The sequence below is a fragment of the Amycolatopsis sp. genome (assembly GCF_035546795.1).
Taxonomy (GTDB): domain Bacteria; phylum Actinomycetota; class Actinomycetes; order Mycobacteriales; family Pseudonocardiaceae; genus Amycolatopsis_E.
Genome location: NZ_DASZWC010000068.1, coordinates 249,383 through 270,999 on the forward strand (window position 1 = coordinate 249,383; position 21,617 = coordinate 270,999).

The 21,617-nt window shown below is 68.5% G+C and carries 22 protein-coding genes and 2 tRNA genes; 11 read left to right on the forward strand and 13 right to left on the reverse strand.

Annotated features, from left to right (window positions below; all coding sequences use genetic code 11):
* Positions 1 to 2: 2 nt before the first annotated feature.
* From VHD82_RS34400 to entS, 3 genes are read right to left on the reverse strand one after another with little or no spacing between them, the layout of a single operon-like run.
* Positions 3 to 212 carry an MbtH family protein gene (locus tag VHD82_RS34400; protein ID WP_325713331.1) on the reverse strand — a complete coding sequence of 70 codons (210 nt, stop codon included), beginning with the start codon at positions 210 to 212 and terminating at the stop codon, positions 3 to 5.
* Between the two features lie 49 nt (positions 213 to 261).
* Positions 262 to 1,065 carry an alpha/beta hydrolase gene (locus VHD82_RS34405; RefSeq protein ID WP_325713333.1) on the reverse strand — a complete coding sequence of 268 codons (804 nt, stop codon included), beginning with the start codon at positions 1,063 to 1,065 and terminating at the stop codon, positions 262 to 264.
* A complete protein-coding gene (gene entS, locus VHD82_RS34410; protein WP_325713335.1) occupies positions 1,038 to 2,294 on the reverse strand; it encodes an enterobactin transporter EntS in 1,257 nt (418 codons plus the stop codon). Before entS ends, VHD82_RS34405 begins: the two co-directional genes overlap by 28 nt.
* 72 nt (positions 2,295 to 2,366) lie before the next feature.
* Between entS and VHD82_RS34415 the strand changes: the two genes are divergently transcribed.
* The 3 genes from VHD82_RS34415 to VHD82_RS34425 all read left to right on the forward strand — a co-directional run bounded on the left by VHD82_RS34415 (position 2,367) and on the right by VHD82_RS34425 (position 6,076).
* Positions 2,367 to 3,908 (forward strand): (2,3-dihydroxybenzoyl)adenylate synthase, encoded by a 1,542-nt coding sequence (locus VHD82_RS34415; RefSeq protein ID WP_325713337.1) that lies wholly within the window; start codon positions 2,367 to 2,369, stop codon positions 3,906 to 3,908.
* On the forward strand, positions 3,905 to 4,912 hold the full coding sequence (locus VHD82_RS34420) for a FecCD family ABC transporter permease (RefSeq protein ID WP_325713339.1): 1,008 nt from the start codon (positions 3,905 to 3,907) through the stop codon (positions 4,910 to 4,912). The genes VHD82_RS34415 and VHD82_RS34420 overlap by 4 nt, the downstream gene beginning before the upstream one ends.
* A 171-nt stretch (positions 4,913 to 5,083) precedes the next feature.
* Positions 5,084 to 6,076: a FecCD family ABC transporter permease gene (locus tag VHD82_RS34425; protein ID WP_325713341.1), complete on the forward strand. Its 993-nt coding sequence runs from the start codon at positions 5,084 to 5,086 to the stop codon at positions 6,074 to 6,076.
* Positions 6,077 to 6,079: 3 nt separating this feature from the next.
* On the opposite strand, the gene VHD82_RS34430 is transcribed toward VHD82_RS34425, so the two are convergent.
* Complete coding sequence (locus tag VHD82_RS34430; protein ID WP_325713343.1) at positions 6,080 to 7,345, reverse strand: salicylate synthase; 1,266 nt, start codon at positions 7,343 to 7,345, stop codon at positions 6,080 to 6,082.
* Positions 7,342 to 8,616 carry a lysine N(6)-hydroxylase/L-ornithine N(5)-oxygenase family protein gene (locus VHD82_RS34435; RefSeq protein ID WP_325713344.1) on the reverse strand — a complete coding sequence of 425 codons (1,275 nt, stop codon included), beginning with the start codon at positions 8,614 to 8,616 and terminating at the stop codon, positions 7,342 to 7,344. Before VHD82_RS34435 ends, VHD82_RS34430 begins: the two co-directional genes overlap by 4 nt.
* Positions 8,617 to 8,723: 107 nt before the next feature.
* On the opposite strand from VHD82_RS34435, the gene VHD82_RS34440 reads away from it, so the two are divergent.
* A complete protein-coding gene (locus tag VHD82_RS34440; RefSeq protein WP_325713346.1) occupies positions 8,724 to 9,665 on the forward strand; it encodes a methionyl-tRNA formyltransferase in 942 nt (313 codons plus the stop codon).
* Between the two features lie 338 nt (positions 9,666 to 10,003).
* Here the strand turns inward: VHD82_RS34440 and VHD82_RS34445 are convergent.
* From VHD82_RS34445 to VHD82_RS34460, 4 genes are all read right to left on the reverse strand, one after another.
* Positions 10,004 to 10,075, reverse strand: a tRNA-Arg gene (locus VHD82_RS34445).
* 44 nt (positions 10,076 to 10,119) lie between these two features.
* A tRNA-Arg gene (locus VHD82_RS34450) sits at positions 10,120 to 10,193 on the reverse strand.
* A 145-nt stretch (positions 10,194 to 10,338) separates the two neighbouring features.
* Positions 10,339 to 11,316 carry a non-homologous end-joining DNA ligase gene (gene ligD, locus VHD82_RS34455; protein ID WP_325713348.1) on the reverse strand — a complete coding sequence of 326 codons (978 nt, stop codon included), beginning with the start codon at positions 11,314 to 11,316 and terminating at the stop codon, positions 10,339 to 10,341.
* Complete coding sequence (locus tag VHD82_RS34460; RefSeq protein WP_325713350.1) at positions 11,313 to 12,389, reverse strand: ATP-dependent DNA ligase; 1,077 nt, start codon at positions 12,387 to 12,389, stop codon at positions 11,313 to 11,315. The genes ligD and VHD82_RS34460 overlap by 4 nt, the downstream gene beginning before the upstream one ends.
* 134 nt (positions 12,390 to 12,523) lie before the next feature.
* On the opposite strand from VHD82_RS34460, the gene VHD82_RS34465 reads away from it, so the two are divergent.
* Positions 12,524 to 13,396: a mechanosensitive ion channel family protein gene (locus VHD82_RS34465; RefSeq protein ID WP_325713352.1), complete on the forward strand. Its 873-nt coding sequence runs from the start codon at positions 12,524 to 12,526 to the stop codon at positions 13,394 to 13,396.
* A gap of 54 nt (positions 13,397 to 13,450) precedes the next feature.
* On the opposite strand, the gene VHD82_RS34470 is transcribed toward VHD82_RS34465, so the two are convergent.
* Positions 13,451 to 13,834 (reverse strand): DUF6401 family natural product biosynthesis protein, encoded by a 384-nt coding sequence (locus VHD82_RS34470; RefSeq protein WP_325713354.1) that lies wholly within the window; start codon positions 13,832 to 13,834, stop codon positions 13,451 to 13,453.
* 243 nt (positions 13,835 to 14,077) lie between these two features.
* Between VHD82_RS34470 and VHD82_RS34475 the strand changes: the two genes are divergently transcribed.
* Together VHD82_RS34475 and VHD82_RS34480 are read left to right on the forward strand one after the other, a co-directional pair.
* Complete coding sequence (locus VHD82_RS34475) at positions 14,078 to 14,911, forward strand: mechanosensitive ion channel family protein (protein ID WP_325713356.1); 834 nt, start codon at positions 14,078 to 14,080, stop codon at positions 14,909 to 14,911.
* A gap of 39 nt (positions 14,912 to 14,950) precedes the next feature.
* Positions 14,951 to 15,319 (forward strand): VOC family protein, encoded by a 369-nt coding sequence (locus tag VHD82_RS34480; RefSeq protein WP_325713358.1) that lies wholly within the window; start codon positions 14,951 to 14,953, stop codon positions 15,317 to 15,319.
* Here the strand turns inward: VHD82_RS34480 and VHD82_RS34485 are convergent.
* Both VHD82_RS34485 and VHD82_RS34490 read right to left on the reverse strand, forming a co-directional pair.
* Complete coding sequence (locus VHD82_RS34485) at positions 15,303 to 15,425, reverse strand: hypothetical protein (RefSeq protein ID WP_325713360.1); 123 nt, start codon at positions 15,423 to 15,425, stop codon at positions 15,303 to 15,305. The two genes, VHD82_RS34480 and VHD82_RS34485, sit on opposite strands and share 17 nt — an antisense overlap.
* 35 nt (positions 15,426 to 15,460) lie before the next feature.
* The gene (locus VHD82_RS34490; RefSeq protein WP_325713362.1) at positions 15,461 to 16,405 is read right to left on the reverse strand and encodes a LysR family transcriptional regulator; all 945 of its coding nucleotides are present in this window, start codon (positions 16,403 to 16,405) and stop codon (positions 15,461 to 15,463) included.
* 75 nt (positions 16,406 to 16,480) lie between these two features.
* On the opposite strand from VHD82_RS34490, the gene VHD82_RS34495 reads away from it, so the two are divergent.
* The 3 genes from VHD82_RS34495 to VHD82_RS34505 are packed head-to-tail and all read left to right on the forward strand — an operon-like array spanning position 16,481 to position 19,109.
* Positions 16,481 to 17,176 (forward strand): alpha/beta fold hydrolase, encoded by a 696-nt coding sequence (locus VHD82_RS34495; protein WP_325713364.1) that lies wholly within the window; start codon positions 16,481 to 16,483, stop codon positions 17,174 to 17,176.
* The gene (locus VHD82_RS34500; RefSeq protein WP_325713366.1) at positions 17,173 to 18,483 is read left to right on the forward strand and encodes an MFS transporter; all 1,311 of its coding nucleotides are present in this window, start codon (positions 17,173 to 17,175) and stop codon (positions 18,481 to 18,483) included. Before VHD82_RS34495 ends, VHD82_RS34500 begins: the two co-directional genes overlap by 4 nt.
* A 50-nt stretch (positions 18,484 to 18,533) precedes the next feature.
* Positions 18,534 to 19,109: a dihydrofolate reductase family protein gene (locus VHD82_RS34505; RefSeq protein ID WP_325713368.1), complete on the forward strand. Its 576-nt coding sequence runs from the start codon at positions 18,534 to 18,536 to the stop codon at positions 19,107 to 19,109.
* Positions 19,110 to 19,210: 101 nt separating this feature from the next.
* Here VHD82_RS34505 and VHD82_RS34510 read toward each other — a convergent pair whose 3' ends face one another.
* Positions 19,211 to 20,368, reverse strand: coding sequence for a transglycosylase family protein (locus VHD82_RS34510; protein WP_325713370.1), 1,158 nt, complete (start codon positions 20,366 to 20,368; stop codon positions 19,211 to 19,213).
* Between the two features lie 494 nt (positions 20,369 to 20,862).
* On the opposite strand from VHD82_RS34510, the gene VHD82_RS34515 reads away from it, so the two are divergent.
* Entirely contained in the window at positions 20,863 to 21,447 is a 585-nt protein-coding gene (locus VHD82_RS34515; RefSeq protein WP_325713372.1) for a hypothetical protein, read from the forward strand.
* The last annotated feature ends 170 nt before the right edge of the window (positions 21,448 to 21,617 follow it).

Sequence of the window (21,617 nt, forward strand, 5' to 3'; positions counted from 1 at the left end):
GTTCAGGACTCCATGTCGGCAACGAGACTGCGGGGCCGCATGTCGGTCCAGTTCGTCTCGATGTACTCCAGGCAGGCTTCGCGACTGTCCTCCCCGAACACGATTTGCCAGCCCGCCGGCACGTCGGCGAAGGTGGGCCAAAGGGAGTACTGACCCTCTTCGTTGAGCAGGGCGTAAAAACGGCCGCTGTCGTCGTCGAAGGGATTGCTCACGGTAGCCTCCGTTCGTTACTAAACTGAGGCTAACCTTAGTTAGGCGATACTAAGCCTGTCTACCCGCAAAAAAGGTGACGATCGCCGTGTTGACCTCTTCCGGCCGCTCCAGATACCCGTAATGGCCACAGTCCGCGAGTTCCAGATACCGTGCGGCGGGGATCGCGTCGGCCACCTCGCGCGCCAGGTACGGCGGCAGCCGCAGATCGTCGGCGAAACCGATCACCAGGCATTCGGCCTTGATCCCGCGGTATTCCGTGAGCCGGCTTTCCTTCATTTCCAAGCGAAGTTGCGCGCGCAGCCCGGGCGTCCAGATGGTCGGCGACAGCTCGAACACGTCGAGCCAGTCGCGGATTTTCGCGTCGTCGTTCAACGTGCGCGGGGAAAGATTCTGCTGCGCCCGCAGGACGGCTTCGTAGCGCGGCGGCAACTCGACGTCGCCGTCGCGCAGTTCGCGTTCGGCCGCGCTCATCGCCGACCGCATGGCGTCCGGCCTGCCGCGGGTGGCCATCAACACGGCCTGCGTCACCAGCTCCGGCCTCGCCAGCGCGAGTTCCGCGACCACCTGCGCGCCCATCGACGTGCCCACCAGCCGGCACGGCCCCAGCCCGAGCGCTTCGATCAGGCCGGCCGTGTCGGCGACCAGATCCTCGATGCCGAATTCCTTGTCCTGCGGGGAAAGTCCGCGGTTGTCGAACGTGACCGCGCGGTACCCGGCGTCGACGAGCGCGGGCACCTGGTGCAACTGCCAGACCCGCCCGCTCGCCGCCGTACCCATGACGAGCACGACCGGTTCGCCGGAACCCGTGGCGTCGTACGCGATTTTCACGTCGTTGACGTCAACGAACGACATGGCTCCCCTCGCAGGCTCGCCCGGCGCAGCCGGGGCATGGTGACCGCGACCAGGCAGACCCCGGCCACACAGATCAGGCCACCGCCGATGACCGCGCCGGACGCGCCGACCAGCCGGGCCGCCAGCCCGGCTTCGGCGTTCCCGACGGCGGTGCCGCTCGTGGCCTGCGCCAGCCACAGGCTGGAAACGCGGCCCTGCAACTGATCCGGCGTGTAGTGCTGCAACAGCGCGCGGCGCAGGATTTCCGAAGACGTGTCGCCGAGACCCGCGATGGCCAGGCACAACAGCCCGAGCCACAGGTGCCCAGCCAGGCCGAACCCGGTGATCGCCAGCCCCCACACCAGCACCGACGCGATCAACGCGCGCCCACTGTGCTTGACGCGTCCGGTCCAGCCGCTGGCCAGCGCGCCGACGAACGCGCCGACCGCGGGCGCGGTGTAGAGCAGTCCGACCGTGGCCGGGCCGCCGTGGAAAACCTGCTCGGCAAGCTGGGGAAACAATGCGTACGGCATCGCGAACACCATCGCCCACACGTCGATCAGCAACAGACCCGCGACAACCTGGTTGTGCCGCACGAACTTGAAGCCTTCGGCGAGCGCGCGCAACGGGTGCTGCGGCTCCACGTCCGACTGCATCGACGGCAGGAACGACATCAGCACGACACCGACGAGGTAGCCGCAGGCGTCGATCGCGAAGCACGCGGCCACGCCGGGCCCGGCCGCGATCAGCCCCGCGATGGACGGGCCGACCATCGCGCCGAACTGGCTGGTCACGGTGATCAGCGCACCGGCGGCGGTCAGCTGCGCCGGTTCGATCAGCGACGGAATCGCGGCCATCAGCGCGGAACCGCCGAGCCCGTTGATGCCACCGGCGAGGATCGCGGCGACGTAGATCACCACGAGCATCGGATGTGGCATGGCAGCGTTGACCGCCAGCCCGGCCAGCACCACCGCGACGATCACGCGGGTGCTGAGGATGATCCGGCGCCGGTCGACCCGGTCGGCCAGTACGCCACCGGCGAGCAACCCGGCCAGCAATGCCATCCCGAACACCAGGCTGACGAGCCCGACCTGGACCGAGGACCCGGTTACCTGGTAAACGTGCAGGTTGATCGCGACATTCGTCAGTGCCGTCGTAAGCACGGTGAGCGTTTGCGCCGCGAAGACGAGCCGGTAGTTACGGCTCGTGCGAAGCGGCGTGACGTCTATGACGAATTCTCCGAGCCGCACGCACACACCTTCCCTCCGCAACCTCGGCTAGCCTAACCTAAGTTTTCGAATTTCCGAACCGGGGAGTTGCGAATGCTGGACGGGTGTGTGCCGTGGCCGGAGGAGCTGGCCGAGCGGTACCGGGCCGAGGGCTACTGGCGCGACCAGCCGTTGGACCGATTATTGCTCGACGCCGACCCGGCCCGGGTCGCGCTGGTCGGCGCGGACGGGAAACGCTGGACCTACGGCGAACTCGACGCGTGGGCGGGCCGGATCGCGGCCGGGCTTTCGCCGCTGATCGCGCCGCGCGAACGCGTCGTAGTGCAGCTGCCCAACATTCCCGAGTTCGTCCCGCTCCTGTTCGCTTTGCTGCGGATCGGCGCGCTGCCAGTGCTGGCGCTGCCCGCGCACCGCGAAAGCGAGATCGTGCCGCTGTGTGAGCTCAGCGGCGCGGTGGCGTACGTCATCGCCGACGACGACAGCTTCGACTACCGCGAGCTGGCGAAAACCGTCGAGAAGGCCGTGCCCTCGCTGCGGCACGTGCTCGTGGTCAACGACGAACTGCCCAGCGCCGACCCGGCGCCGCTGCCCGAGCCCGATCCGGCGGACGTGGCGCTTTTCCTGCTGTCAGGCGGAACCACGGGCACGCCGAAGCTGATTCCCCGCACGCACAACGACTACCTGTACAACGCGCGCGCCAGCGCCGAAGTGTCCGGATTCACCGCCGACACCGTGTACCTCGTCGCGTTGCCCGCGGCGCACAACTTCGCGCTCGCCTCCCCAGGTCTGCTCGGTGCCTTCGCCGCGGGCGGCACGGTGGTACTCGCCCCGGATCCCAGTCCTGACACTGCTTTCCCGCTCATCGAACGCGAGCGCGTGACCGTCACCGCCGTGGTGCCGCCGGTCGCGTTGCTGTGGCTGGACGCCGCCGAGTTCGCCGATGACGACCTCGGCAGCCTGGAACTGCTCCAAGTGGGCGGCGCGAAACTCAGCGCGGAGCCGGCCGGGCGCGTACGCGAGACGCTGGGCTGCGGGCTGCAGCAGGTGTTCGGGATGGCCGAGGGGCTGTTGAACTTCACCCGCCTCGACGATCCGGACGAATTGATCGTCACCACCCAGGGCCGTCCATTGTGTGCGGCCGACGAAGTGCGCGTGCTGGAGAACGGCGAACTGCTCACCCGCGGCCCGTACACCCTGCGCGGCTACTACAACGCACCCGAGCACAACGCACGCTCGTTCACCGAAGACGGCTTCTACCAAAGCGGTGACGTGGTGCGCCGGCTGCCGTCCGGGCACCTGATCGTCGAAGGCCGGGTCAAGGACCAGATCAACCGCGGTGGCGAGAAAATCCCCGCCGAGGAGCTGGAGAACCACCTGCTCGCGCACCCCGCCGTACACGACGCGGCGGTGGTCGGGATGGCCGACGAGGTGATGGGCGAGCGCACCTGTGCGTTCGTCATCGCCCGCGGCACCGCGCCGACTCTGCGGGAGATCAAGGCGTTCCTGACCGAACGCGGGGTCGCCGCGTTCAAGCTGCCGGACCGGCTGGTGGTGCTGGCGGAGTTCCCGCTGACCACGGTCGGCAAGGTGAGCAAGGTGGAACTCGCCCGGCGCCTGGCTGGCGAGGCGGAGTGAGCACGACCGTCGTCAACCGGACGAGTTCGCGCGCGACCGGGCTCGTCCTCGCACTGGGCCTGCTGATCGTGATCGCGCTGGTCAGCATCGCCGTCGGGGCACGATCGATCCCACTGTCCACTGTGGTCCAGCTGCTGTTCGGCCGGGACGGGTCCGATGCGGCCTACGTGGTGTGGGATCTGCGGATCCCGCGCACGCTGATCGGCATCGCCGTCGGCGCTTCGCTCGGCGTGGCCGGCGCGGTCATGCAGGCGCTGACCCGGAACCCGTTGGCGGATCCCGGTTTGCTGGGTGTCAACGCGGGCGCCTCGGCCGCCGCCGCGTTTTCGGTGAGCGTGCTGGGCCTGACCGACCTGCGTGCGTTCGTGTGGTTCGCGTTCGGCGGGGCGGCGCTGGCAGGCACGGTGCTGTACGTGATCGCCGGCCGGGGAAGCGCTTCCCCGGTCCGGCTCGCGCTGGCGGGCACGGCGGTGACAGCGGCACTGACCGGGGTCACCCAGGCGGTAACCCTGCTGGACCGCCAGACACTGGACCAGATGCGGTTCTGGACTGTCGGTTCGTTGCAGCGCGCGGATGGCGCGACGCTCATGCGGGTGCTGCCCTTCCTGGGCGTCGGCCTGGTGCTGGCGTTGCTGCTCGCGCGGCCGCTCAACGCGCTCGCGCTCGGTGACGACGCCGGGAAATCCCTTGGCGCGCATCTGGGTCGCACCAGGCTGTTGTCGCTGGTGGCAGTCACGCTGTTGGCCGGCGCGGCGACCGCGGCGGTGGGTCCCCTGATGTTCGTCGGGCTCGCGGTGCCGCATATGGTGCGCGCGGTGACCGGGCCGGACCAGCGCTGGGTCCTGCCGTACTCGGCGGTCACGGCACCGATCCTGTTGCTGACCGCGGACATCGTGGGCCGGGTGATCGCGCCAGAGGAGATCGACGTGGGGGTGGTGACCGCGGTGCTCGGCGCACCCGTGTTCATCTGGCTGGTGCGCCGGAACAAGGCGGCGAGGGCATGAGCGAGCTTGCGAGCGAATCATCAAACGCCATGCCGGCCAACAACACCGCCGCGGCTTGCCGCGCCCTTGAAGGTTGGGCCGCATGAGCGAGCTTGCGAGCGAATCACCAAACGCCATGCCGGCCAACGTGGTGACACTGCCGCGGCTTGCCGCGTCCGGCGAGGAGGCCGCATGAAGGCGCGGTCCTTCGGGGTGTGCGTGGCGCTGCTGGCCGCGATCCTCGTGGTCGGCGTGATCGCGCTGGGCACGGGCTCGATTTCGGTGGCACCGCTGGACGTCGTGCGCACGCTGCTCGGCAACGGCAGCAGGCTGACCGATTTCGCCGTGCTGGACCTGCGGCTCCCGCGGGTGCTGCTCGGTGTGCTGGTGGGCGCGGCGCTCGGCATGAGCGGGGCGATTTTCCAGAGCCTGTCCCGGAATCCGCTGGGCAGCCCGGACATTATCGGGTTCAACTACGGCGCCACTACCGGCGGGCTGCTGGTGATCCTGGTGTTCGGCGGGAACGTGCTCGCCATCTCGTTCGGCGCGCTCGCCGGCGGGCTGGTCACCGCGATCGCGGTGTACGCGCTGGCGTGGCAGCGGGGCGTCCGTGGCACGCGGCTGGTGCTGGTGGGCATCGGGATCAGCGCGATCCTGCAGGCGGTGAACTTCTACCTCATCGTCAACGCGCAGATCGCCGACGTTTCGCGGGCGACGGTGTGGCTGACCGGCAGTCTGAACAACCTCGGCTGGGAACACGTGTGGCCGATGGTGATCGCGATGGTGGTCGTCGTGCCCGCCGTGCTGGCCGGGGTGCGCTGGCTGGACATCCTGGAAATGGGCGACGACGCGGCCGCCGCGCTCGGCGTGCGGGTGGAGCCGAGCAGGCTGTACCTGATCGTCGTGGGCACGCTCGCTTGTGCGATCGCGACCGCGACCGCCGGGCCCATCGCCTTCGTCGCGCTGACCGCTCCCCAGCTGGCGAAACGCCTCACCCGGGCGCCGGGCGCGGGCGTGCTGCCGGCGGCGTGGATGGGCGGTTTCCTTGTACTGGCAGCGGATTACGTGGCACAGCGGGTGGCGGGCTCGGCGACGCTGCCGGTCGGTGTCGCGACCGCGGCGATCGGCGGGGTCTATCTGGCCTGGCTCCTGCGGCGTTCGCCGATGGGAGCCAGGGCCAGGTAGCGCTCAGGCCGGCACCACGAACGGCGCCACGCTGGTCAGCTTCTCGCAGGTCTCCTCGAACTCGCGCTCCGGCGTGGAATCCGCGACGATGCCCGCGCCCGCACGCAGCCACGCGACGCCCGCCTCCTGGTACACCGCGCGCAACACGAGAGCGGCGTCGAGCGAACCGTCGTGCGAAGCGGCCACCACGGCACCGGAGTAAAGGCCCCTTGCTTCGTCCATCCGCGCGATGGCATCGAGCGACTCACGCTTCGGGATGCCGGACGCCGTGACCGCCGGGAACACCGCCTCCAGCGCGTCCCACGCCGTGCGGCCGTCCGCCAGCGAGCCGTTCACCAGCGAGGCGAGGTGCTGCACGCTGCCCCGTTCCTTGACCCCCATGAAATCGCCTACCCGCACGGATTCCGGCCGGCACACCCGCCGCAACTCCTCCTGCGCGGTGCGCACCGACACCGCGTGCTCGAAGATCTCCTTCGGATTCGACTCGAGTTCCGTCCGCGCCGCAGCGTCCTTTTCCGGACCACGGCCGAACGCGCGTGTCCCGGCGAGCGGCTGGGTGGTGACCTCGCCGTGCGCGTCCACGGTGATGACCACCTCCGGGCTGAACCCGGCGGCCGCCGCCCCACCGAGGTTGAGCAGGAACGACCGCGCCGGGGTGTTGTTCCGCCGCCCCAGTTCGTACGTCGCGACCAGGTCCGGCCGGAACGGGAGCACGACCGAGCGCGAGAGGATCACCTTCTGGTACTGGCCCTGGCGAATCTCCTTGACCGCCTGCGCGACCCGCTCGCGGTAGTTCGCTCCGTCCGCGCGCACGTCGATCGGGCTCGGCTGTCCGGCGGGCGACGGGACCGCCGCGTCCAGCACCGCCCGCACCCTGGCCTCGTCCTCGCCGCGGATTTCCACGTGCCCAGCGGAAATCCGGACTTCCGTGCGCGGCACCAGCAGGCGCACCAGGTCACCGGCCGGAGCACCCGCGCCGCGCAGGCTCAGGCCGGGCAGCATCGCGGAAAATCCAAAGTGGACACGGCCGTATGCGGTCCATTCCGGCACCGGCAGCCTGTCCAGCGCGGCGCGGACCGCCTCCCCTGGCGAGCCGGACCACTCGACGTCGGAATCCACCACCCCGCGCGTGCGGACGTGCGTGGCGTCCAGTGTGACCGTCGCGAGCGCGCCACCGGCAAACGTCCAGGTACCGCTGTTTTCGTATACCACGTAGTCGTCGAACCCGGCCCGCGCGAGCGCGGTGACCAGGGTCAGCGGATAGGTCATGCCCACTCCTTGACGGCATAGTCGCCCGCCAGAACGGGCCCGGACGAGGTGAGCCGCCGGAGCACCGAGTCGAGGATCTCGCCGACCCGGACGGCGGTGTTGGACAGCAGCGAGGACGTGATCCCGTGCGTGTGCTCGGTGCCGCCCTGCAGGTAGACCCCGGTCTCGGCGAGCCGGTAGTCCCGTTCGACGCGCAGCCTGCCGTGTTCGTCGCGGCGGCAGCGCTCGCCGAGCTCGCCCAGCAACGGGGTCGGGTCGGCGGGGCGGTATCCGGTGGCGTAGACGACGAGATCGGCGTCCAGCACGGTTTTCTCCCCAGTGGTCAGGGATTCCACGGTCATCCGGATGCCGTCTTGCTCGGTGACGTCGACCGGGCGCGAGGTGTTGAAGATCCGCAGCCGCTGCCTGCCCTGCACCTTCTCGCGGTACACGCGGCGGTAGAGGTCGTCGATGAGTTCCAGGTCGACGGCCGAGTAGTTGGTGTTGCCGTGGTAGTCCAGCAGGCGTTTCTTGACGTCCCCCGGTGCGGAGTAGTACGCGTCCACGCCCTCGGGGTCGAAGATCCGGTTGGCGAAGGAGCTGTCGTCGGACGGGCTGTAGCCGTACCGCGCGAACACCGCGCAAACTTCGGCGTCCGGGAAGCGTTCGTGCAGGAAGGCCGTTGTCTCGGCGGCACTCTGGCCCGCACCGACGACCACGCAACGTGCGGGATCTTCGATTTCGGAGATGCGGTGCAGGAGTTCCTGGTTGTGCCAGATCCGCTCGCCCGTCGTGATCCCGTCCGGCAGGTTCGGCCGCAAACCGGTGCTCAGCACGAGATTCCGCGCGCGGTAGGTCGAACCGTCGGCGGTGCGGACCTCGTAGCACCCGTCGTGTTCGCGCACCGAGACGACGTCCTGGCCGTAGGACACCTGGTCGTCCACCCGCGCGGCACACCACTCCAGGTAGTCGTGGAACTCGACGCGCAGCGGGAACAACGTCTTGTGGTTGATGAAATCGGTGAGCCTGCCCTGGGCGTGCAGATAGCAGAGGAAGCTGAACGCGCTGCTCGGATTCCGCATCGTGACCAGGTCCTTCAGGAAGGAAACCTGCATCGTCGCGTCGTCGATCAACATCCCCCGATGCCAGCCGAACTGTGGCTGGCGTTCGAGGAAGTGCGCCGTGATCGGCTCGGCGGCGGTAGCGTTGTGCTCCGTGATCGCGATCGCCAGCGCGAGGTTGGAGGGCCCGAAACCCACCCCGACCAGGTCGAACTCCGGTGGAACTGGCATGCCCATCCAATCTGTCGATGTACAACAGAGGCAACCCTAACCTAAGTTAGGGGAGGCTTTGCTACTACATTCGGGCGTGATGTTGCTCTATCAGCGGAGGAGAACCGATGCGGGTTGCGATGTTCGGGTACCAGACGTGGGGGCATCGCACGCTTCGTGCGCTGCTGGACTCGGCACACGAGGTGGCCCTGGTCGTCACTCATCCCAAGAGCGAGCACGCGTACGAGAAGATCTGGTCCGATTCGGTTGCCGACCTGGCCGCCGAGCACGGTGTGCCGGTGGAAATCCGGAACCGGCCGGACGATCTGGTCACCAGGCTCAAGGAAGCCGAGCCCGACATCATCGTCGCGAACAACTGGCGCACCTGGCTGCCACCGGAGATCTTCGACCTGCCCCCGCACGGCACCCTGAACGTGCACGACTCGCTTTTGCCCGCCTACGCCGGGTTCTCGCCGCTGATCTGGGCGCTGATCAACGGCGAGCCGGAGGTCGGGGTCACCGCCCACATGATGGACGGTGAACTGGACGCCGGCGCCATCGTCCTGCAACGCTCGGTGCCCGTCGGGCCGCGCGACACCACGACGGACCTGTTCCACAAGACCGTCGACCTGATCGCCCCGGTCGTCACGGAGGCGCTCGGACTGATCGAGTCCGGCCGCACGGACTGGACCCCGCAGGACCGGTCCAAGGCGAGCTTCTTCCACAAACGGTCCATTGAGGACAGTCGGATCGACTGGACCTGGCCTGCCGCCGACATCGAGCGCCTGGTCCGCGCGCAGTCCGATCCGTACCCGAATGCCTTTGCCTTCCACAAGGGACAGCGGCTGCGCATCACGCGCGCGTCCGTGTCGGTCGGGCGGTATGGCGGGACGCCTGGGCGGATCTTCATCCCGGAAGGCGAGGGCGTGGTGATCGTGGCCGGCGCGGATGCGCGATCCGGCCGGAACCCGGGCCTGGTCGTGGAGCGCGTGCGGACCGAGGATGGGACGGATCTTGCTGCGACGGAGTATTTCCGGACTATGGGCGGGTATTTGACTTCCCGGCCTTGAGGCGGTTCAGGGCAAGCCGCCCCCCGACTTGGGGGATCATCACCCAACTCTCCCTCCCAGCCGCGCTGGAACCGGCAGCCGAACTACGGGCCCCTGATCTTCCTGGAGCCAGCCCCTCCGGCGAGGAGAATCTTTCAATCTTTGAACTTGCGAGATTCACCTTGCGCCCCAACGGCAACGGCCGCGCGCAGAGCGCGCTCTGTGCACCCCACCCCCACCCCAATCGGCGCAGTGTTCAGCGGTCGCTGTGGGCGCTGGGGATCGGTTCGGCGGTGGGCGGGGTGTCGATTTTGGTTGCGTTGCCGGGTGGCGGTTGGCGGTGTTGTGAGAAGAACCCGTGTCCCTGCCAGGGATCGAACCTGGATCTCCGGCTCCGGAGGCCGGTGTCGTGTCCGTTGGACCACAGAGACTGGAGCCGACCCCCGAAAATAGCGCGCAACTGGGGGCCGGGGTGCACCCCGGCGAGGATTCGAACCTCGGACCTCCGCGTTCGTAGCGCGGCGCTCTGTCCTACTGAGCTATCGGGGCAAACCAGAAGACGCTGAGAACTCAGCGAAAGTCGCGGCGGGCACGCTGCCACCGCGCCACGGCTACGTGCCGTCGCGTCCGGTGGAGACCTCGCATCGCGTTCATACCAACAGTGTGGCCAACCAGCAGGCTCCGCGTCAACGAATTAACTTTTCTTGGCCCGGCTGGGCGCGACGCGCGGTGGTTCGTTCGGCATCTTCGGGTACACCGGTGGCCACGGTGCGTCCATCAACCCGCTTTCCATGTCCCGCCGCGACATCTCCAGCAACGGCTCGATGGACTGCGGCCGCGCACCGGCCCACGGATCGCCGGACTCGGCAACCCGCGCGGGCACCGTCGCGATGGTGAGTTCCTCCGGCACGACGGTGGCCAGCTCCTCCCAGCGAATCGGCGTGGAGACCTGCGCGCCTACCCGCGGCCGGACGCACCAGGCGCCGAAAACCGTTTTGTGTGGCGCATTCTGGTTGAAGTCCACGAAGACGCGCGCACCTCGCTCTTCCTTCCACCACTGCGCGGTGAGCAGCGAAGTGTGCCGCCGTTCCAGCTCCCTGGCCAGCGCAACGGCAGCCGCCCGAACCTGGTAGCCATCCCAATTCGGTTGCAGCGGCGCATAAATGTGCAAGCCACGCGAACCCGTGGTCTTCAGCAGCGCCTCGATCCCCAGCTCCGCCAGCAGATCCCGGGTCAAGGCCGCCGCCTCGCGGACCTGATCGAACGTCACCCCTGGCGAAGGATCGAGATCCACGCGCAGCTCGTCGGTGATCTCCTGGGTCGCCGCATGCACCGGCCACACGTGGAAACCGATACACCCCAGATTGACCGCCCAGATGATATGCGCCAGATCCGCCGCCACCAGCGCGTCACTCGTGGTGCCGTTCGGCGTGGACACGACCGTTGTGCTCAGCCACGGCGGGGCCGATTTCGGCACCCGTTTCTGGAACCACGACTTGCCACTCGCCCCATCGGGATACCGTTCCAGCAACAATGGCCGTCCGCCCAAAGTGGACAGTAGCGGCCCGGCGACGGCCTGGTAATACCGCACGAGATCGAGCTTCGTCTCGCCTCGCTGGGAGAAGTACACCTTCTCCGGATGGGAGACCGGCACGCCCTCGATCTCGGTCACTGCGCCACCTCGGTGAACAACGACGCCAGTTCCGCGGGCGCGATCTCCTCCAGCTGCCCGTAGGTGCACGAATCCGGCTGCCTGTCCGGCCGGAATCGCACCAGCCGCGTGCCGTGCCGAAAACGCCCGCCCTGCACGTGTTCGTAGCGCACCTCGGCTACCAGCTCCGGCCGCACCGCCTCCCACGACAGGTCCTTGCCCGCGCTCCACCGGCTCTGTCCCCCCGGCAACCTGCCACTGAACTCGGCCTGCGCCTCCGCCCATCGACGCCAGGGATGATCGTCCAACGCGTTTTCCCGTAATGGCGCCAGTTCTTCGACAAGCTCCCGACGACGTGCCGCGGTGAAGCTGCTTGCGACGCCGACGTGGTGCAGCGTTCCCTTCTCGTCGAAAAGCCCGAGCAGCAAGGAACCGACACCGTTACCGTCCTTGTGCCACCGGAATCCGGCGACCACGCAATCCGCCGTGCGCTCGTGCTTGACCTTCCACATCACGCGGCGGTCCTGTTCGTAGGGCTGGTCCGCCGGTTTCGCCATCACCCCGTCGAACCCGGCGCCCTCGAACCGGCCGAACCAGTCCTGCGCGACGTCCGGATCCTCGGTCATCGGCGTGAGGTGCACCCGCGCCAACTCCCCGCCGACAATGCCTTCCAGGCGCCGACGGCGTTCCGCGAACGGCCGGCCGGTCAGATCTTCGTCGTCCAGCGCGAGCAGGTCGAAGACCACGAAACTGGCCGGCGTCTCGGCGGCGAGTTTGCGCACCCGGGACGCGGCCGGATGCAGCCGCAGTTGCAGGCTGTCGAAATCGAGCCCGTTCTCGGTCACGATGACGATCTCCCCGTCGACCACGCAACGCGCCGGTAATGCGGCTTGGAGCAACTCGACGAGTTCCGGGAAATAACGGGTGAGCGGACGGTCGTTGCGGGAACCGAGTTCGACCTCGTCGCCGTCGCGGAAAACCACGCACCGGAAACCGTCCCATTTCGGTTCGTAACGCAGGCCCGGCGCGCGCGGCACCTCGTGCACTGCTTTGGCGAGCATCGGTTTCACCGGCGGCATCACGGGGAGGTCCACGAAACGATGCTAAGCCGCGCCGTCCCCCGGCGCGAGAAAAAACAATGTCCACCCGACTGAGTGAAACCTACGTGTGGGAATTCGGGCGCGGGGTAACCGGGCGCCACGTGCCCGGCTGGGAAGGGAGCAACGCAGTGTCAACATCACATTTGGCCGCTGTCGACTTTGGACAAGGCATCTCCAGCGCGTGGAGTTCGATCGCCAACTTCGTGCCGAAGCTCGTCGCGTTCCTCGTGATCATGGTGATCGGCTGGTTCATCGCGAAGGCGTTGGGCAAGCTGGTCGCCAAGGTTCTGGAGAAGGTGGGCTTCAACCGCGTCGTCGAACGCGGCGGCATCAAACAGATGCTCGCCAAGAGCAAGTACGACGCCTCGGACATCATCAGCAAGATCGTCTACTACGCGGTGCTGCTGATCGCCCTGCAGCTGGCGTTCGGCGTGTTCGGGCCGAACCCGGTGAGCGCACTGCTGACCGCGATCGTGGCCTGGCTGCCCAAGGCCATCGTCGCGATCATCATCGTGGTGGTCGCCGGCGCCATCGCCAAGGCCGTGAAGGACATGGTCGGCGGCGCGCTGGGCGGGCTGTCCTACGGCAAGGTGCTGGCCACGGTCGCCGCGGTCTTCATCTGGGGCCTCGGCATCATCGCCGCGCTGAACCAGATGGGCATCGCCACCACCGTCACGATGCCGGTGCTGGTCACGGTGCTCGCCACGATCGGCGGCATCCTCATCGTCGGGCTCGGCGGCGGTCTGATCAGGCCGATGCAGCAGCGCTGGGAAAGCTGGCTCGGGCGTGCGGAGAACGAACTGCCCGCGGCCAAGGCGCAGACCGAGGCCTACCAGCGTGGGCGTGAGGACGCGGCCCGCACCAGCGAGCCGGAGACCGAACAGCTGCGGATGCCGCACTCCTCAGCGGGTGCGGCACGGCCCGCTTCCGGTAGCCCGGGCATGGGCGCGACGCGCCCCGAGGGCCCGGGCCCGATGCCCCCGACGGGCGGCCAGGGATAACCAGGACCAGCCAGGAGGCACACGGACGGTCGGCCTACGGGCCGACCGTCCTTTTTATGCGCTGACCAGCCCGTCCCGGTAACCGGGTTCGTCGAAGCGCTGCGCCAGCGAGCACACCGCGAGCAGCCGGGCGGTGAACCAGTCGGCGTTCGTCCAGCCCCAGAGGTCGGCCGGGGCGTGGAAACCCCAGCCCTGTTCCTTCGCCTGGTCGATCAGGCCACGCGCGTACCCGGCGAGCAGGATCGCGCCGGCCACCGCCGCCGAGCCCTCGACGCCGACGGTCACGATGTCGCGGACCGCGGCGGAGTGCTGGTCGATCGCCGCGGTCAGCCCGGGGACCGCCGCGGCCGCCGCCAGTCCCGCGCCGAGCTGTGCGTGCAAGCCGGCCAGGGTCTTGCGGGCAGCGGACTCCATCCAGAGGGCCGGCAAGCTCACCATGGATTTCACGGTAACTCGTCTCGCCCTGCCGACGGCACGGATGTGACGTACTATGCCGAACTTTTCGCGCATCAGCGCTGGTCAGCGCCCGTACGTGCACGCACGCTCACCCGCTGTTCCGCGGCGTAGCGCACAGATTGGCTCCCCGTGTGCCCGGGTAGCCATCTTCCCGGTGATCGGAGACCGGAGGTGATTTTCCCCTTGCGAACTGTCGCGTTAGGACAAACCGGATGGGTGGCATCGATGCTCACGCCACTGATCAACATAGTCGCGATCGTGGTGGTGGCGGTGCTGTTGCGGTGGCTGGTGCACCGGCTGATCACGCGGATGACGACGGGGATCAGCTCGGGCCGGATGCCCGCGATCCTGCGCCCCAGCCGCGCCGGGGTGTCCAGCAGCTCGGAAAGACGAGCCCAGCGAGCACGCACCGTGGGCTCGCTGTTGCGTTCGGTGGCGTCGTTCCTGATCTACGGCATCGCGTTCATCCTGGTGCTGAGCAAACTGGGCATCAACATCGCGCCGATCCTCGCCTCGGCCGGGGTGGTGGGGGTCGCCGTCGGGTTCGGGGCGCAGAACCTGGTGAAGGACTTCCTGTCCGGGATCTTCATGATGCTCGAGGACCAGTACGGCGTCGGTGACGTGGTCGACCTCGGCGACGCGACCGGGACCGTCGAGATGGTGGGCCTGCGGATCACCACGGTGCGCGACGTGAGCGGCACCGTCTGGTACGTCCGCAACGGCACGATCAGCGCGGTGGGCAACTCGACCCAGCGGTTCGGGGTCGCGGTGGTGGACATCCCGGTCGGCTACGGCGCGGATGTCGACCGGGCGATCGAGATCGCGGGGCAGGCCGCGCGCGAAACCGTCGAGCGCTCGCCGGTGGCCGACGACGTACTCGGCGACGTGGAGATCCTCGGGGCGCAGGATCTGACGCAGGCGGCGATCACCATCCGGCTCACCGTGACCACGAAGCCGGGCAGGCAGTGGGCCGTCCGCCGCGCGCTGACCGCCGACGTGAAGATGGCGCTGGACACGGCGGGTATCGCCGCACCGCTGACCGCGATCTCGCCGAACTGATCGCGATGACTTTTCCTCCGGGATCCGGTCTGTTCCTTCATGACTCGGATCACACAAGTACGCACCATCGGCGTTCCGGTAGCGGATCAGGACCGGGCGCTGGATTTCTACGTCGGCAGGCTGGGCTTCGAAAAGCGGCTGGACGTCTCCTACGGGGACCGCTGGGTGGAGGTGGCGCCGCCCGGCTCGGAGACCACGATCGCGCTGGTGCGCAGCGAGACGCCCGGCGTGGACACCGGCATCCGGCTGACCACGGCGGACGCCGGAGGCGACCACGCCGAGCTACGCGGGCACGGTGTGGATGTGGACGCGGAAGTCCTGCACTGGCAGGGCGTTCCGCCGATGTTCGGGTTGCGGGACCCGGATGGGAACAGGCTGGTCCTGATCGAGCTCACGAACCGGACATGACGGCTTCGGCGTCCGCCGGCTGCTCGCTCACCTCCGCCTGGTAATCCTCCACCGCAATCCGCGCAGCCTGTAGTACCGCCTCGAAAACCGGGGTCGGTTCCTCCACAGCAGCCCCCTCACGAACTCCCATATGTGAATTGTTCACCGCAATGCGGCGAACCGCACGCCGGGGACATTTATTCTTCCGAGCCGGCGCCCGACCCCGGGGCACACCGAACGCACTGTGTCGAGAAATGCGGCCAGTACGGGTGAACGGTCGTCGGCCCGGAAGGAGAGCACGAGATCGGGCAGCCAGGTGCGGGGGCTCACATCACAAACCCAGGTGTCGGGGCGCGCAGCTGCACGTAGACAGGCCGGGCCGAGTCCGACGCCGATGCCACAGGCAGCAAGGCCGATGATCGTGTGCACGTCCCGCGCCTCGGTGGCGGCTTCGAGCACCTGCCCGTCGAACACCTCTCGCAGCCCGGCGAGAACGGTGGGCTCTTCACCCACCGGAGCGATGATCAGCTGCTGCTCGCGGAGCTGTTCGATCCGTACCCGTGCCTGCCCCGCATAGGGATGCGCCGCTGCGACCACCGCGACCAGCCGGTCCCGGCCAACGGTGATCGACACCAGTCCTTCGGCGCCCGCGCCGCGCGGCGCTCCCCTGCCGACGGCCACGTCCAGTTCGCCGCCGATCAACGCCGCCGCGCTCTGTGTGGTGGACATCTCCTGCACGCCGAGCCGCACCTCGGGATGCTCGGCACCGAACCGCCCGAGCACCGCAGGCAGCAGCTCCAACAGCGCCGAACCGATGAAACCCAGGCGCAGCCTGCCTGTTTCGCCTCGCGCGGCCCGGCCGGCGTCGACCGCGGCCGCCGACATTTCGCACAGCGCCTTCTGTGCTCGGACGAGGAACGCCTCGCCCGCCGCGGTGGGGAACACGCCGTTGGCGGTGCGGTCGAACAGTTTCGCGCCGATCTCCCGTTCCAGCGCCGCGATCTGCTTCGACAACGGCGGCTGCGCGATCCCGACCGACGCGGCCGCACGGCCGAAGTGCTGGTGCTCGGCCAACGCGAGCGCGTACCGTAGATGCCTTGCGTCCATACCCACAGGATATCGAGCCACGGCCAGTCAGATATCACAGTGGATAACGCGCGCCCGGAAGGCGAGCTTGGTGGCATGACCGAACTGCACGTCGAGGAATGGGGCACCGGCGACCGGACAGCGGTGCTGCTGCACGGCCTGTCCGGCGGGGCCCGCTCGTGGATCCGGCTCGCTCCCGAGCTGGCCCGGCGCGGCTACCGGGTGCTCGCACCGGACCTCACCGGGCACGGGCACAGCCCGCGCGGCGGCTACAGCCGGGAGCGCTGGGCCGATGACCTGCTGGAAAACCTGCCCGCCGAGCCGGAACTGGCGATCGGCCACTCGCTCGGCGGAGTGCTGCTGGCGATGATCGCCGATCGCCTGCGGCCGGCCCGCGCCGTCTACGAAGATCCGGCCTGGTATCCGTGGGATGGCGTCGGTTATGGGGAAGCGCAGCCGGGTATCCGCGCGATGAAAGCGCTTACCGAGACGGACCTGCGCGCGGCGAATCCAAAATGGACCGGCGAGGAGGTGAGCGCCCGGGTCGCCGAGCTGCGGGACTGGGATCCGGAGACCACCCGCATGGCCTACCTCGAAACCGCTTACGTGCCGGTGTTCCCGGTCGTCCCGTCGCTGCTCGTGCTGGCAGACCCGAGCCCGGTGCTCGCCCCGGCCATCGCGGACCACTTCGCCGCCGTCGGGTTCGAGCGCCGCGTCGTCCCTGGCGCCGGCCACTTCGTGCACTTCGACGAGTTCACAGGTTTCGTCGCCGCCCTCGACGGCTGGGCATGACCGAGGGCAGACCGGTGCTTCCTGTCGTGCTGATCGCGACGTTCATGCAGTTGCTCGACGTCACGATCGCGCAGGTGGCGATCCCGTCGATCCAGCGCGATCTGCACGCCGGGGCCGGCACCCTGCAACTCGTCCTCGCCGGTTACACGCTTGCCTACGCGTGCCTGCTGATCACCGCGGCCAGGCTGGGCGATCGCTTCGGCTACCGACGGCTGTTCGTGATCGGCATGGTGGTGTTCACACTCGCGTCCGCGGGCTGCGCCGCCGCGCCGACAGCGTCGGTGCTCGTGCTCGCGCGGGTGCTGCAGGGGGTGGGCAGCGGGCTGATGGCGCCGCAGGTGTTCTCGATCATCCAGACTGCGTTGCCCGCGGTGCAGCGACCACGGGCGTTGAGTTTCCTCGGCGCCACAATGGGAATCGCGTCCCTGACCGGCCCACTACTCGGTGCCGCGCTGCTCGGCGTCGGCGGCTGGCGGTTGTTGTTCCTGGTCAATGTGCCGATCTGTCTACTCGCGCTCACGGGCTCTGTCGTGCTGCCGGACACGCGAGCGCCGAGCGCGGCGAAAGTGGACGCGCTCGGCGCGTTCCTCGCCGCGGCCGGGCTCGGCCTGCTGGTCTTCCCGCTGTCCGTCGGCCGGGAGCTGCACTGGCCACTGTGGACGGTGGCGTGCTTGGTTTCGGCACTTGTGCTGCTGTTCCTGTTCGCCCGCAGTCAGGTTCGTGGCCGCGAGCCGCTCCTGCACCCGAGCGTGCTGCGCGATCGCATCGCCCGGTCCGGGATCGCGCTCGTGTTCGTGTTCAACGCGGGCGTCCCGTCGTTCACCTACCTGCTTTTCCTTTACCTGCAAGCCAATCTCGGCTACTCGGCGCTCCATGCCGCGCTCGCGGTCGCGCCGTTCGCCGCGGCCGCGATCTTCGGGAGCCGCGCCGCGCCGCCACTGGCCCGCCGGTTCGGCTTCCGGCTGCTGACCGCGGCGGCGGCGCTGCTGGCGCTGGTCACGGCCGCTCTGGCGTGGCGGGACAGTGTGGTCCTGCCGTTGCTGGCCGTCGGCGGGATGGCGTTCGGCCTGTTCACCGCATCGGTGTTTTCCCTTGTGCTGGCTGATGTTTCACCCGCGGCGACGGGTTCGGCGTCGGGCCTGCTGCCCACCGCCCAGCAGCTCGGCGGCTCGATCGGGCTGACGCTCGCCGGTCTCGTGTTCGCGGGCGGGCGGTTCGGCTACGCGATGGGGTACGAGACCGTGATCTTCCTGGTCACAGCCGCACTGACGCTCGTTGGCTCTCGGTCGGCGGCGTATCGCCGATGAGTTTCCGGGCCCGCGTGGGTCTCAACCGGTGACACGACCCGGGAGGACTCATGGCAAGGCTGATCCTGCACATCTGGATGTCGCTCGACGGTTTCATCGCCGGCCCGAAGGATGACGCGGACAATCCGCTGGGCATCAACGGGCTCCGGCTGCACAAGGGTTTCTCACCGCAGGACTGGCCGACCACCGGGCCCGACGGGACGGTTTTCGACGAAGTACTCGCCACGGGTGCCGTTGTCACAGGCAGGCGCACCGCTGAGCTGGCGGGCTTCTGGGACGGCGACCATCACGACGGCGTCCCGGTCTTCGTCCCGGCGCACGAACGGCCCGCGGAAGATCCGCCAGGGCAGGTCCGGTACGTCACCGACGGCATCGAATCCTGTATCGCACAAGCAAAAGCCGCCGCCGGTGCACGCGATGTCCTCCTACACGGCGCATACACCGCGCGGGAATGCCTGCGGGCCGGCGTGCTCGACCTGCTGGACATCCATCTCGTGCCGGTGCTGCTGGGCGGGGGCCGGCTGCTGTTCGAGAATCTGGGCACCGAGCACGTCGAACTCGACCTCGTGCGCACGCTTGAAGGCACGGACGCACTCCATCTGCGCTACCAGGTGCGGCGCCCGTGAACACCCCCATCCGGCTGTGCCTGACCATGCCGCTCGACCGACCGGCACGATCATCAGCGGCACCACGCCGCCCCGTCATGGTCCACGGTGCCGGCGCGGCCTCACGCCGTCGGCCGGTAGAAGCCGAGGAAGCGCATGCCGATGTTGCCCGTTCGGAACGGCACGATCTTCACGGCGGTGGCACCGGTCTCGATCATCCGCCCATTGCCGAGGTACATCGCGACGTGGCCGTTCCAGACGACCAGATCACCGGCCATCAGGCTGGTCTGCGCGATTCTGGCGCCGACGGCCTGCGTACGCGACGACCGGCCGAGAGCGACACCGGCTTGCCGGTATGCGTACTGAACAAGGGCAGAACAGTCGAGCAGCTTGCCGGGACGGGCGGCACCGTACGCGTAGGGCACTCCGAGTTGGCTCAGTGCGGCGGCTACGGCGGTGGCGGCTGTCGGATTCGGCGCAGTGACGGCTTTGCCGTTCGGCAGAGCCACGGTCACACGGGAGCCGGTGATGTCGGACGACAAAGTCGCGGTGTGCGGGGCGATCTGGCTGTGCGTCTTCGGTGCCGGGGCGGTGCCGGTCAGGCCGAGCTGGGCCGCACACTTCGGCCATGCCCGCCAGCCCTGTGCGGCGACGATCTTCTCGCCGACGGAGAGCTGCTGGTCCTTGGTGGCCTGGTAGGGCTGAGGGGCGAACCGACGGCCGCCGAACAGTGTCCAGGTGGCGGTTTTGATGGCCAAACCACCGGACACGCTGGTGCCACGATGACTGGTCCAGTTCCCGTTGCTGGAGCACTGGGCCAGGTTGGTCCACACGTCGCCGGACGGCGCAGGGGCCGCAGTGGCGGGCTTTGTCGCCGGAGCCGTCTTGGCCACCGGGGCGACCGGCGCGCGCGGGGCCGCGGCGGCCTGGCCGGAGAGGCCGAGCTTCTTCGAGCATGCGGGCCAGGCGCGCCAGCCCTGATCGGACGCCACGCGCGCCGCCACGGAGATCTGCTGATCCTTGGTGGCGAGATGCGCCTGCGCGGCGTACTGAAGCCCACCGTAGGCGGCCCAAGTGGAGGCGGTGAACTGCAACCCACCGGAGAATCCGTTGCCGGTGTCGGCAGCCCAGTTGCCGGAGCTCTCACACTGGGCCAACCGGTCCCATACGTCCGAAGACGGGGTGGCCGCGGCAGGGGTCGTGGAAGCGGACAGCAGCGCGACGACGGACAGCAGCCCGATGACGGACAGCAACTGCTTCTTCAGTGATCGAGTTCGCACGAGATGCTCCATGGTGACCCGGTGGGCAGACGAGTGCCGCACCGTGAAGGGAAATGAGAACAGGACGAAGCAACCAGCTCGTCGCGACTCAAACAGCGACTCACACATTTCGGCGGCGTGCCCACACCGAACTCAGGCCAGTGAAACCGACTGCGGGAGTGCGAGTACTCAGCACAGCCCGAGCCACTGCGTCACTGGACGAAGCGAAGCTACAAGGTCAAGAACACCCGGTCAATAGCGGAGCCTGCGCCTTTGCCGGGCCCGCGGCCCGGATGCTATACATGGTCCGCTGCCTTCGTAGCCGTGCTCGCTGACCACTCGCGACCGGTTGTGCAGGGCCTGTCCCGCTGCGGTCGCCTCGCTCCGGACAGTTCGACGTCGTTGTGTCGCACGACGTTGGTGCTTCTCGCGCGAAACCTTTGCGCACCCAAGTCAACCTTCCGCCGGCCGCTGCGGTATCCCGCCGGCCGGGCAGTCGACACAGGAGCATGCACATGCGCCGTGCACTTATCACCCCGATCGTCGTGACCGCGATCGTCGTCGCGCTGGTCGCGTCGGCGCTGACCACGTCCGGTTCGCCAGGCAACAAGATCACCGCCACCCAGATCCAGCCGGCGGCTCCCGCGACACCGTCCACCGCCCCACAACCGGCACCGAGCACCGAAGCGCCGAGCACTCAGGCCCAGGCGCCGGCACCGACGGCGGTTTCGCGCACACCACGACACAAGGTGCGGCCGACGGGAAGCCCAGCGCGGCAACGGAAGATCCCGGTTACGGCTCGGCACAAGACGCAGACGACGACGCAGGCGAAGACGTCACGCATACCGCGCCACATGACGCCGCCGACGCCGCAGCATCATGAGCGCGCCCAGCCGCAGAACAAAGCGGCGCGGCACCACGCGTCGACTCCGCCTCGGCACAAGGTGCGGCCGGCGGCGAAATCCACGCCGCACGTGTCGAAGCGGCCAGGCGCCCATTGTCACCACCGCACTGCGACGAGCGGTCACGTCACGAGGAGCGGCCCGGCCCGGTGCCACCCGACGGGGCATCACATCGCACCAGCCGACCACATGAGCTGATCCTGTTGACCTTGCTGGGGTGCAGCGCTTACTCTGGTCGAGGAAACCAGTGTCCACTCCTGACTTTCCGATATCTGCCAAGTTGCACCGTGCCGGAGTCTGGCTCGTCGCGACAGGCCGCAGATGACGCTCCTCGCGTGGGGTATGACCGTGACGGGGCAAGTATTTCC

Coding starts and splice junctions, on each gene's coding strand:
- VHD82_RS34505 (WP_325713368.1), top strand. CDS start 18,534: ATGGCAAGGCTGATCCTGCACATCTGGATGTCGCTCGACGGTTTCATC.
- VHD82_RS34440 (WP_325713346.1), top strand. CDS start 8,724: ATGCGGGTTGCGATGTTCGGGTACCAGACGTGGGGGCATCGCACGCTT.
- VHD82_RS34480 (WP_325713358.1), top strand. CDS start 14,951: ATGACTCGGATCACACAAGTACGCACCATCGGCGTTCCGGTAGCGGAT.
- VHD82_RS34470 (WP_325713354.1), bottom strand. CDS start 13,834: ATGGTGAGCTTGCCGGCCCTCTGGATGGAGTCCGCTGCCCGCAAGACC.
- VHD82_RS34475 (WP_325713356.1), top strand. CDS start 14,078: ATGCTCACGCCACTGATCAACATAGTCGCGATCGTGGTGGTGGCGGTG.
- VHD82_RS34435 (WP_325713344.1), bottom strand. CDS start 8,616: ATGCCAGTTCCACCGGAGTTCGACCTGGTCGGGGTGGGTTTCGGGCCC.
- VHD82_RS34425 (WP_325713341.1), top strand. CDS start 5,084: ATGAAGGCGCGGTCCTTCGGGGTGTGCGTGGCGCTGCTGGCCGCGATC.
- VHD82_RS34415 (WP_325713337.1), top strand. CDS start 2,367: ATGCTGGACGGGTGTGTGCCGTGGCCGGAGGAGCTGGCCGAGCGGTAC.
- VHD82_RS34430 (WP_325713343.1), bottom strand. CDS start 7,345: ATGACCTATCCGCTGACCCTGGTCACCGCGCTCGCGCGGGCCGGGTTC.
- VHD82_RS34515 (WP_325713372.1), top strand. CDS start 20,863: ATGCGCCGTGCACTTATCACCCCGATCGTCGTGACCGCGATCGTCGTC.
- VHD82_RS34490 (WP_325713362.1), bottom strand. CDS start 16,405: ATGGACGCAAGGCATCTACGGTACGCGCTCGCGTTGGCCGAGCACCAG.
- VHD82_RS34500 (WP_325713366.1), top strand. CDS start 17,173: ATGACCGAGGGCAGACCGGTGCTTCCTGTCGTGCTGATCGCGACGTTC.
- VHD82_RS34405 (WP_325713333.1), bottom strand. CDS start 1,065: ATGTCGTTCGTTGACGTCAACGACGTGAAAATCGCGTACGACGCCACG.
- VHD82_RS34495 (WP_325713364.1), top strand. CDS start 16,481: ATGACCGAACTGCACGTCGAGGAATGGGGCACCGGCGACCGGACAGCG.